At 47.4% G+C, this 11,439-nt stretch carries 6 protein-coding genes and 2 pseudogenes; 4 read left to right on the forward strand and 4 right to left on the reverse strand.

Annotated elements, in window-relative coordinates; genetic code table 11:
• Positions 1–176, forward strand: a pseudogene (locus AK963_RS32275) (IS256 family transposase); the annotation flags it as partial.
• Positions 177–402: 226 nt separating this feature from the next.
• Here AK963_RS32275 and AK963_RS19755 read toward each other — a convergent pair.
• The 3 genes from AK963_RS19755 to AK963_RS19765 all read right to left on the reverse strand — a co-directional run bounded on the left by AK963_RS19755 (position 403) and on the right by AK963_RS19765 (position 7,498).
• Positions 403–2,913, reverse strand: a complete 2,511-nt coding sequence (locus AK963_RS19755) for a hypothetical protein (protein ID WP_139117540.1) — start codon at positions 2,911–2,913, stop codon at positions 403–405.
• 890 nt (positions 2,914–3,803) lie between these two features.
• Positions 3,804–5,144 carry a hypothetical protein gene (locus tag AK963_RS19760; protein ID WP_066017157.1) on the reverse strand — a complete coding sequence of 447 codons (1,341 nt, stop codon included), beginning with the start codon at positions 5,142–5,144 and terminating at the stop codon, positions 3,804–3,806.
• 128 nt (positions 5,145–5,272) lie between these two features.
• The gene (locus AK963_RS19765; RefSeq protein ID WP_066017158.1) at positions 5,273–7,498 is read right to left on the reverse strand and encodes a hypothetical protein; all 2,226 of its coding nucleotides are present in this window, start codon (positions 7,496–7,498) and stop codon (positions 5,273–5,275) included.
• Between the two features lie 530 nt (positions 7,499–8,028).
• Here AK963_RS19765 and AK963_RS19770 point away from each other — a divergent pair.
• The 3 genes from AK963_RS19770 (at position 8,029) to AK963_RS19780 (ending at position 10,769) form a co-directional block, all read left to right on the forward strand.
• Positions 8,029–8,466, forward strand: coding sequence for a DnaT-like ssDNA-binding domain-containing protein (locus AK963_RS19770; RefSeq protein ID WP_066017159.1), 438 nt, complete (start codon positions 8,029–8,031; stop codon positions 8,464–8,466).
• A complete protein-coding gene (locus tag AK963_RS19775; RefSeq protein WP_066017160.1) occupies positions 8,372–9,175 on the forward strand; it encodes a replication protein P in 804 nt (267 codons plus the stop codon). The genes AK963_RS19770 and AK963_RS19775 overlap by 95 nt, the downstream gene beginning before the upstream one ends.
• A gap of 232 nt (positions 9,176–9,407) precedes the next feature.
• On the forward strand, positions 9,408–10,769 hold the full coding sequence (locus tag AK963_RS19780; RefSeq protein ID WP_238593791.1) for an FAD-binding oxidoreductase: 1,362 nt from the start codon (positions 9,408–9,410) through the stop codon (positions 10,767–10,769).
• A gap of 45 nt (positions 10,770–10,814) precedes the next feature.
• Here the strand turns inward: AK963_RS19780 and AK963_RS19785 are convergent.
• A pseudogene (locus AK963_RS19785) lies at positions 10,815–11,312 on the reverse strand (LysE family translocator); the annotation flags it as partial.
• Positions 11,313–11,439: the final 127 nt, after the last annotated feature.

Genomic DNA, 11,439 nt, shown 5'->3' on the forward strand with positions numbered 1-11,439 from the left:
GCGTCATTCGTAAGGCGATCAAGAACCGGAAGATTTTTCGGACTGATGAGTCAGTCATGAAGGTAATCTATCTGGCCATGGAAAAAGCTTCCGAGAAATGGACCATGCCGATCAGGAACTGGAAAGCAGCCATGAACCGGTTTGAAATTATGTTTCCTGACCGGTTCAAGGAGTAATAGTTTTGGTGGCGTTTACACAGAATTATTTACAGGCTCTGTTTTTTTGATAATGGCTTTTACCAGGGGGTCTTTCTTTATCAGTTATTCAAACTGGTACACTTTAATTGGTATTACTATTGTAGTGATGAGACTTCTGTGTTTCTCTCCGTCGTGCTTTAACAAAACCCTGCCGCTTCCATTAAGGAAGCGGCAATAAGGAGTGGTGGTAAAATTAACCCATGAGTTATTGGACAGGCTGGCTCATTTGCTCAAGGGCATAATGCATATTACCCCATGCATCTTTGTCCCCTTCCATATGGGCAGTGAAATGCTGTTGGAAACATGGGAAAGCCTCTTGAAAATCCAGCTGTTGATCATAGTCATTGGTACAACCCATCCACTGGACAAAGTTATCGATCAAGTCGTGAGTGTTCTCAGGTAATTGTGAATGTTGTGTTAGAGCAGTATTTACAAAAACATTAAATTCAGTGACCTGATCCTCCTGTATTGATGGGTTAGTGATATCATTAATACTTGAATTTGATACGTTACTGATACTATCAATATTTGGATCTGATGGGTTGTTGATACCATCAACACCTTGAGTGTCGCCTTCCCAGTCCTCCCAATCATCGTCATCGCTGTACTCGGCACCTTCTCCTTTTAGCCTGGTAATTTCAAATTCGACAAGCGTTTCTCTCAAGGAGGCGTCGTTCATTGTGTCAAAGTTCCAGCTTTCATCCTGGTCTCTTGAAGCACCCATACACACAATAATCTCTTCAGCACAAGCGTCTTGCTCCTCGGGATCTAGAGCTTGGACATAGTTTTGATAACAGGAATGGTGAAATGAATCGACAGCTACCCTACTGCGCCAGGAATTTACCTGTTTCTCCATCGCTTCCTCAACGGTTTCATTCTGCTCAGGTGTTATGCCTTCAGTTTTTAATTCAACCTGAGTGTTTTTCCATGGCAACTGAGTATCAGCACCTGCGCGTGATAAATGAGCCAGTACCTGTTCAGGGTGAGGAGCCTTTCGGTCAGGTTGTTGAGGCAAATCAGACATAATAGCCGTGAGCGTCCCGCCATGTTTGTCGACTCTTGCTGAAAAATCACGATGGGTGCTAAGGTACTGCCCCATCGACTTATCTGCCCCTTTTGTCAATTGTTTTATTTCCGTGTCACACTTCTTGATCTCGCCCTTTTCTCTCATGATTGCTTTCATATATTTAGGTTTATTAAAGAGGTTTGCATCATTGTATTTCTGCTGGTATGTCGCAAGCTTTTCCTGGTGTTCAGCTCGGGCAAGCTTTAGTTCTGCTTCTCTTCTGACCCCTCCTGTAAAGCTGGTAACCTGCTGAGTCATAGCCTCAGCTTGATTGGGTACACAACTCAATTCAGATTCAAGTGCTTTGCGCATCTTTGAGGTGTGTTCTGTCACTGGTTGAGTATATTTACCCGGTTTGGAAGAAATCTCGCGCAAAGTATCAACCAGTTTATCGCAAGTTTGAGTCAGGTCATCACGTACTTGAGCTGTTTGCCAGAGGTCACCTTTTTCAAGGCAGGAATCACAAATTGATTTGGTGTCGTGGACAAATACATCCATCATTTGAGCTCTTAACGCCTTTTGCTGGTCTTTGGAATATTCGAAACCTTTGAGATTCTTTGAAAGTTCGATTATAGAGCTCAGGGCTTCAAGCTTCAGTTGTGTTTGCCGGAGTTTTTCTACCGGACTCTCAGCAGAAGAAGCTGCCTTGAAATCCTGTTCAAGCCTTCCAGTCATTTCATCCAAATCTTTTCTGATTTTCTGCCGGATGTTTGAAATCTCTTGTTGGGGGGCAGAGCCCTGGGCTTCCATCTCTGTAGTTTGCTTATAGGCTCCATGTAATTTTTCGATGCGTTTTGTTAATTCTTCAGGGGTTAATCTGGTGGTGGCTTTTTTTAGAAGTGCATCTAGTTCACTGATTTCACTTTGTTCTGAAGTCTTCTCAGCTTGAATATCTATGCGTTGTACCTCCATAGGCTCATCAGTAGCTATGTCAGGTGCCGGTGGTGGAGGCGGCAAGTCAGCAGGGGGGACAAAATAGCCAGGGCTGGCTGGCCTGTCTGGTTGGGCAAAGCCTTGGTATTCCATCGCTGTTTGAGTTGGATCGAATGGGCTGTGTGTTCTGGGATCATATGTGTCCCCAGACGTGTAGTCCATGCTTTGTCTGGCAGGTGCCTGCTGGTACCCAGGTTGACCTGACTGATCATATTCTGACATTGGCAGCGCAGCATCCATCATCTCTTGTTGTGTGCCGATGTCAGTCAGGCTGGTGTCATAATTGTCAGGAAAAGGCGGCGGTGGAGGTGTATCTGTTCCGTAATTTTGCGGAAAGTCTGCCTGCTGTTGATAACCTGGACTATAGGGGGTGCGAGTACCTTGTTGGAAGTACTCGCTGGTTGTATCTTGGAAGCCAGGCCCCTGGAGCTGACTACTGAATCTTCCCTCAAACTCGGGTACGTGCCTGTCGTCTGACAGTTTATCCAAGCTGCCACCCATCTGGGGGAAATCCTCTTCGCGTACTGGAGGCGGGGGGGAGTATGATTCGTTCTCAGTAGTGAACCTCTGTTGGTTGGGGTCGCTTTGTTGATTGCCTGCTGCACTGAACTGTGAACCTGTTTGACGGTACTGTTGTCGGAAATCATGGCCAACAACTTCAGATGACAAGCTAAGAGGTTGTTCTTGATAAGAGGGTGCTCTGGGTACATCGCCCAAATGACTGATGCCTGGGGACTCCATCCTTGGTGGGATTTCGCCAGTGGCCGATCTGGTGGGACTTTCACCCGGTGAAGTTATGCTGTTAGCGGGTGAACGCCTTATCCAGCTCTGATCACCCCGAAAGCGAGCCAAGGGCTGAGTTGGGTAACTGCTTAGTGCTGGGTCAAAAAACGGTTCCTGCCCTTCACGATCCCTTGAGCTCTGAGAGCCAAAATCATCACTTTCTCCATCTCGATCCAGCCTGTGATGTTCCTTAGTCGTACCCAAGGCATCTGCTCTATTCCTGGCGTCGAAATCTTCTTCCCAGTCAGCCGGGGTGGAGGTGCGGGTGTCGCTATGGTCAGAAAGGGCTTGCAGTTCAGGTTCATCCTCATCAGTAAATATGTCGGACTGCGCCTCTAAGAGCCCATCAGCACTTGCATCTGCGAAGGCGTCGCTGTTTCGGCGTGATTGAGCTCTGGGCGTGTTGTATACGGACGTATCATCGTCAGGATCGTTATTGTAATGAGCTACAGGGGAGTCAGATATTCTTTTGGTATCGGGGGGAGTCATACGACCGTCACGATGTACTACAGGATCTTCAGGCTGGTCTTGTTCAGAATAAGCAATAGGCGATGGCCGTGTTGCTTCTGGCGGCAATTCACGGTCAAAATTTGATGTTTCTGAGTACCCTGTTTCCAGCGGGCTTTTACGCACAGGTACTTCAACAGTACCATGACCTTCAGTGGTGGTAGCGTGATGAGCTCCCGGAGTGTCGATGCTTACATCTGAGTACCGGCTGTCAGTGCTTTGCTGGTTGCGACTTTCCTGTGGAGGTAAAAAGCCCTCACGATTGTGACCAGTAGTGATTTTCGGTTTTTGGTCTTCTCTGGGCTCAAGAGTTCGGCTTAGAGAGGTTGAACCGATCCAGGATCCATCTTTGCCGGCAAGAGCATGCCGTGTTTGCCGGCAAGAGCATGCCGTGGGCTGGGGGGAGGCATCTGAATGGAAGGGCCAGTATCATTACCTCTGGCAGTAAAGCCTTGTAATCCAGCTGGCGATGTGTAGATACCTTTAAATCTGGGTGTGCTGGAGCCAAAACCTGGAGGCTGTTTTGGATGAAGCACGCTGTCAGACTGTGTGGTTCGCTGTGAATCCAAGCTGTCCCGACGACCTGTTTTTGACATGAGGGCGGAGTTCGGACGGCCAAGATACATCGGAGCTTCAGTGGTTTCAGGGCGATCAGTATGTGGTGGCAGTGTCGCCTCTGTTTCTGGTGGCTCATGGTCAAGAGTTAATGATTCTGAGTCTCTTTTTTCCAGAGAGGTTTTACGTTCTGCAACTGTCGCAGAGCCGTCATCAGGAGTAATGGTGTGTTGTTCTTCCAGTGAACCGGCACTTACTGAGCCTGGTTTTTGGCTGTGATCACTCAGTGGATCGTGGCCTTCAGAAAACTGGGCAGGAGCACTGTCAGTTGAGCGTGCTGATTCTGTAACTGTTTCCGTAGATCTGCCATCAGACTCTTTGGCTTTTGTGGATGAGAATGAAGAGATCTGACCCATGACATTAGATTTAAAAAAGTCTCTGATGCCTTCCTTTGTCTGCTCTGGCTTTTCTGATCTGGCTGCCCCGGGATCTGTGAGTGGTGAATCAGTAGCAGATTCACCCAGGGCTTTCGGCAGCTCTTTTGCTGCTATTGTGTGTTCAGTCTCTTCAGGCTTGGTGGGTTGTGTATCAAGACCTGGCTCAGAGACGAAACTGTCTTCAGTTTTTCTATCCCGCTGGGATGGGTGACTGCCGAGTGGTGACTGTGTTTGGTATTGGTCATGGTCGGCCCCTTCAAGTGTTGTCTCCTCGATGATTTCTTCGACTTCACCGGTAGCTGAAGGGAGGTCATATGCCGTCGTGACTGGGGTAGGGCTGGTTGTTGAAGTTACTTCCGATGCTGAGTCCTCAGCGAAATAGTCTTTCAGGGTTGGCGTTTGTGAGTGACCTTTTCCGGGGGCAGTGAGCAGGGTATCAGCCGCATTGTCACCTTTTAGTGCCTCTGGTGTGAGTGACAACTGATCTGGCTCTGTGGTTTCTGCCTCGGTGTCTGGTACGTCAAGGCTAAGTTCTTTGGTTCTGAGGTCGCCCGGTTTGCTGTCCTGTCGGAAGAACTGTTCTCTGTGTGAATAACTGGGGTGCTCCCGGTGCATGGTCTGGTTCAATTCTTCAGGCTTGCTCTTACTGGTTTCAGCCCCTGCCACATCAACAGTCTCATCACCAGAGGCTAATGATTTTTCCGGAGGCTCTGGTGAATGCTTTTCGTCGATCGAATCAGCATCAAAAAGGTCTGTTTCGTCAGTAGTTGGCAGTACCGTTTCGGTTAACTCACTCAGGTTTTGATGTGAGTCCCATTGACTGGCTGGAGGACTGGTTTCTGCCAGTGGCCGGGGAGCGATTTTTTGCAGTGTGGGCTGACCCTGTTCTGGCAGAGTTTCTGGAGCCAGTGTATGGGGGGGGCTTCATCGATGACAGTGGATACGTTCTCCTGAGTTTTTTCAGCGGCTATCGGGGAGGGCCGCTCAGGTGTCGTTGCTGTCGGGGAGACCGATTCAGGGGGGGGTCCCAAGTCTGTATGATGCGCATCATTTCCTTTTTCATAATAGGCAAACTGATCTGAAGTAAATGTCTGATCAGGCGCTATGATGGCCTGCTCTGTTTGTACTACTGGCCTGCTGTCTGCAGAGCTTACTGTTGCAAAGGGTTGGTGAGTGGTTTGCCGCAGTGTTTCACTTTCCTGTTTCTTTAATTCAACATCCGGTTGATCGTGATCGCTGTCCTCAGTCTGTGGAGAAGAGGGGGCAATGTGTTGTGATCTGGGTGCTGCAGGGTGTTGGGTCAGGTCTGACTGTTTGATGGCATCTTCGGGGTTATCGTTATAGGTAGCTGCTTTCTTTTCATCAATTACCTGTCTACCCACAGGCGAGCGTTCGTGTGTGACCGGAGGCTCACTGGTGATGTCAGGATGGTGACGACCGGTATCACTGCCAGATTGCAGGCTGTCATCCATAGTAGCGGTAAGATAGTGCTGGATCTCAGTATCCATGGAAGAGGTGATGGAAGGGGGGACATCCAGTTCCCCACCACCGGGAGTGTGAGAATGCCTGCTGGTTTGGGATACGTCCAGGTCATCATCTTGCTCAAAGAGGGCATCTTCATTCGTTGGTTTTGACAAGCTGCCCAACGCTGTGTTTAATGGGGCATCGTCTTGCCTGTGTGCTTCAGTCCCAGGCCTTTTTAAAGAACCATCATTATCCCTTACCGTATCATCGGTTTCACTGTCAGCAGGGGAAGCAGTGCCTGCTTTGGATTGATAGCTGGAAACACTCAGCTGATCGTCATCTTTATGGAAGCCCTCTCCCCTGCCGGTGGGAGGTAGGCTGACCAGCGGCTTGTGGCTATCTATGTGATCAACCTTCTCTTGCAAAGTAGGCTGCATCTGTTTTTGTGCGCTTTCTGGCGCTAGATCAGTTCGAGCCCGGTTGATCGATGAAGGGATCCTGTTTTGCTCTAACTCAGTCTCTACCTGGTGGTAAGTTTCGCCGAGCCTCTTCTCTTTTGCAGCAAGCGTTTCCGTGACTTCTGACACTTCACTTTCGAGTTCAGCTATTTCAGGTGAACTGCTTTTGTCACTGGTGGCTGGAGCCGCTTGATGGATATGAGTGCCCTGGTGAACGTTCTCATCAATGTGCAGTCGTCCTTGACTCATTGATGGCGACGCACTGACCTGCAGTGACGTCTGATCTTTTGTTCTGACTGTTGAAGCCTGATGTAATGATTTCCGGGCATTATTAATATTAATCTGACGTTTAACTTCGTCTAATAAACCGCTATAGCGGTCATTCGTCGTTTCTGCATTGACGATACCGGGATCGACAGGACGCGACGAGCTATCTCTGGAAACGGCGTGGGGTGTTGGTGTGCTACTTGTTCTTGCTGTTGATTCGTCTTCTCTCAGAAACTTCTCGTATTTCTGATTATATTTTTCATGTTTGGCGAGAGCAGCCAACTCATCGGACTGTACACGAACCCATTTTGAGTCATTCACTCTTAATGATGCTAGTTGTAAAGACTCTGAGGCAGTCTTTTCAAATTCAGCGGCTCGTCTACGGGTTTCTGGCGTTGCAGGCTGTACGCCATTTTTAGTGAATATGAATATCTCTCGTTCATGCTCTGCATTTTCATGTTTATCGTCAAGCGTAGCTGAGTCCAGGCGTACTTTTGTTCCGGCGTGAAAAGAAAGCCTCAGACCCAAACTGTCGATTTTTTTATCAAGTTCAGGAGTGCTGTTTTGTATTTTGCCGTTTGTTTTTAGGGTGTAAGCTGATTGATGTTGAGGGTCCAAAGGCTCCTTCGTTCTATTTGTAAGAACCTTACTGCTTTCTGCACTGAAGGGGGCCTGGTAAGGAGAGACTTGAGAATTAGGAGGGATTTTAACAGTTGTCATTCCATTATATTGGGGGCCTGCTAAAGACTCACCAGCAGGATTGGGCAGGTTCTGCTCGTGGTGGGTAGCAACATGTTGATCGTGAACTGAACCTGAAGTCTTTACATCCATTCTAACTCTCCTGATGAAAAAAGTGGTTTTCCATCTGATCGTTAAGAGCGTTAGAAAGTTTCCTGAATTGGCCATTAATCTCTAAATAGATATTCGTATTTTTAATTTTTTTGGAAATCAGGATGCAAACCCTTGGCACTGATAATTATGTTAGTAACCTATGGCTGTAAAAGGAGAATTTTAATAGTGAATTGTAATTATTTTTTGAGGGAATCGTTGATAGAATGACTTTCCTGTAAGCAGGGCACGTGCTTACCTTAATCAGGAAATCAGGAGACCCGTTGGCTTCACTAGTACTCTGGTTTGAGAGTATTGCTATGGTCATGAGGTGAGGCTGCTGGTTTTTTGTGTCCTTTACTCATTGCCATGTAACGGCTACAGCAGCAAACTTCCCTGTTCAGGCTGACGACGACTATTCCTGTGTGGCTTTCTGAACGTGCTTTTTCTGTGGTGATTAAGCAGTATGGAAAACAGGGTGATATCATTGATCAAGCTAGACCAGAAACGGGAAGGCAGGTATTGTTGATTACATGACTGACGAGAACAAACATTATATTCGCCAGCGCAATGCGGGCGCATTACCCTGGGAAATTGAGCCGGATACCCGGAAACAGGAAGATCATCCTGTTTTTGGTCAACAGCCGACTCAGGCAGTGACCCGTGAAGGTGCCAGGGTGCAGCCTTTGCCTGAAGATTTTGCACCGTCTCGGGAGATTCTTGAATTTCTCCAGGCTCACCAGGGAATACCTCTGGACTTTATTGCCACCCAACTGATTGATTTTAAGTTGTACTGGCATGAGACTGGTGAGGCTCGCAAGGCTTGGCAGAACAAGTTCAAATCCCACGTCATCTACCAGTGGAAGCGGAATCAAAGTGAAACAGGGCAAAGATCTCATCGATCAACAGCTGAAAAGCTTACAGACCGGAGCTGGGACGACGGCTTCCAGTTCGAAGACGGCGACGAGTGATCCGCATTCTGTAGTTCAGCAAGCACCTGCTGCTTATGATCAGGCTGCTTCTGGCAGTACTTCACAACAAGGTCGCTCTGGTGCTGACCATGTTGATGCCATCAATGCCGTATTCACGCTACTGGAAGATGCTTATCCCCTGAAGTTCAAGCGGGCTTTCCAGACCCATGAGGATATCATTCGTGCCAAGCGGGTCTGGAAAAACTCTCTGCAGGAGTTCAGCCCCCGTCGTATTTTGATGGCGGCAAAAAAAGCGCTGGATACGGCTAAATTTTTTCCAGACCTCAGTGATATTCGTGAGCTCTGCAAGCTACGATATGATGAAGTGGGATTGAAAGAACCTCTGCAGGCCTATTATGAAGCCTGTTATGCCCCCCAGCAGAGCAGAGATTATCCATGGTCGCATATTGCGGTCTATCTTGCCGCCCGTGAAACCGGATGGATGCTGCTGCGTAGTGAAGAGCAGCGGGTGGCTTTTCCGGTTTTTGAGCGGAACTACGAAATACTCTGTAACCGGGTACTGGAAGGTGAAGATCTGGAGGCCAGTATCCTGAAAGGGATTGAGGACAGCCGCAGCAAGGAAGTGACCCGTCTGGCAGAAGAGGCCGCGCAAAAGCATCAGCGGGAGACGATGATTTCTCAGGGAATTGACCCGGATAATGGTGCATCAGCCCGGGACCGGTTAAAAAAAGTGTTTGACCAGGGTTAATGATCAGGACATATGTCTAATAAGAGTACGTTCCCTGATGTTTGTTGATTCATACCGGATTTGAGTCAGCGACTATTTCTCGTAGATGGGTCAAAGCAACCAACTGTTTCACAAGTTTATTGGGCCTTTAACCCAGGAGGCCTGATGCACTTTAAAACTAATACGCAACCCATAGGCTAAAGTAACTGTTCAAGATAACAGTATTTGCATCATGGAGTATTAAACGTTGAGTGTGAATCCGCAACTGCTTGGACTTTTACATACCAAATTTGGTGAGCGAATAACAACAGTCTCAGCCATTTGCAGTCAGCATGCGGCTGATGAGTCCTGGCACTTCCCTTCACCACCCGACGCTGTTTGCTTTCCTGAAACGGCAACGGAGGTTTCTGAGCTCGTTAAGCTGGCAGCACAATTTAATACTCCACTGATACCTTATGGTGCAGGTACCTCTTTGGAAGGGCATATTTTTGCCCCTGAAGGAGGGATCACAGTTGATTTATCACTGATGAATCAAGTGATTGCAATCAATAGTGAGGATTTGGATTGCGTTGTTCAACCGGGTATCCGACGAAAAGCGTTGAATAATCAACTTCGTCATGAAGGACTTTTTTTTCCAGTTGATCCTGGTGCCGATGCTTCATTAGGGGGGATGGTTGCAACACGAGCATCAGGCACCAATGCAGTTCGATACGGAACTATGAAAGATAATGTATTGGCACTTACAGCAGTCATGGCTGATGGTGCAATTGTCCATACGGGGACGCGGGCGAGAAAAAGTGCTGCAGGTTATGACCTGACCAGGCTATTAGTTGGATCCGAGGGAACACTTGGTATCATTACTGAAATTACATTAAAACTTTATCCGGTACCAGATTGCCAGGCTGCGGCACGTGTAACCTTTCCTTCCATTAGAGCAGCTGTTGAATCAGCTATCCAGGTCGTCCAGTTCGGCGTTGCTGTTGCACGGATGGAGCTGATGGATGCGCATGGCATCAAAGCAATCAACGCATACAGCAGGATGAACCTGCCCCTTTTTCCCACACTGTTTTTTGAGTTCCATGGATCAAAAAATATGGTTTCTGAACAAGCAGGCCAAGTTAAGGAAATTGTTCAGCAACAAGGCGGTAGTGATTACTCATGGGCTATAAACACTGAAGATCGTAATCAACTGTGGCATGCACGACATACAGCCTATTATGCGATTATAGCAACAGGAAAAGGCTCACGTGGATGGACCACAGATGTGTGTGTGCCTGTGTCAAAGTTAGCCGATTGTATTGTGCAAACCAGTCAGGACTTAGAAAGTAGTTCCATGCATGCCTCTATTATTGGTCATGTGGGTGATGGTAATTTTCATGTCATTTTCTCTGTTGATCCTGATAATGAGGTACAGATAAATGAGGTTAAACACTTTAATGAACGTCTGGTAGAAAGAGCCTTGCAGATGCATGGTACCTGTACCGGAGAGCACGGAATTGGTTTGGGGAAAAAGAATTGGCTTCAAAAAGAGGCAGGTGCAGCTATTGAGCTAATGAAAGCGATCAAACATGCTCTGGACCCGAAAGGAGTGTTTAATCCGGGTAAGGTCGTATAAGGCTGCTAATTCCTCTTGATAAGCCATAGCGAACAAAAATATTTATTACTGGCTTTTCAAAGCCAGGAAAGATCCAGCTCCCATCATTATAGAGCCAGACGCTTTGTTCAGCCTGCCCATGGCTTTCGGGGATTTAAAGTATTGCCTTGCTTTTGCAGCGGTTCCTGCAATGCACATTAAACCGATCATCAGTCCTATCAGTGTTAGGACCGAAGCAATGGCGATATCACCCACTGAAAACACGGTGACATCCATGAAAGTGGGCAGGAAAGCGATATAAAAAAGAATCACTTTGGGGTTTGATGCCGATATTAGAAAGCCCTGAAGAAAACTGGCCGTCTTGCCCTGTGCCGGGAGAGCACTGCCATCAATGCTCTCTGAAATAGGGGACTTCCATATTTTGTAACCAATATAGAAGAGGTAGGCAGCACCAACCCACCGGATGACAGTAAAAACTTCTCCCCAGTTTTGGGCAATAACCGCCAGGCCAAAGCATGCCAGAATCAAATAGATAATGTCGCTGATGGCCATGCCCAGAGAGAGGTAATACCAATTCCATTTTTAAATTATGAAATAACAGCCCATGAACGGGAGCATAGACTTTTCAATCGGCCAACTTCAGAAAGTAATTCATTCCATGCCTCACAGCATTTATTGATAATATCTTCAT

Origin of the sequence: Endozoicomonas atrinae (assembly GCF_001647025.1) — a bacterium.
Lineage (GTDB): Bacteria > Pseudomonadota > Gammaproteobacteria > Pseudomonadales > Endozoicomonadaceae > Endozoicomonas > Endozoicomonas atrinae.

Excerpts from the sequence above, each read along its gene's own strand:
- AK963_RS19765 (WP_066017158.1), bottom strand. The coding sequence starts at position 7,498 with ATGGATGTAAAGACTTCAGGTTCAGTTCACGATCAACATGTTGCTACC.
- AK963_RS19770 (WP_066017159.1), top strand. The coding sequence starts at position 8,029 with ATGACTGACGAGAACAAACATTATATTCGCCAGCGCAATGCGGGCGCA.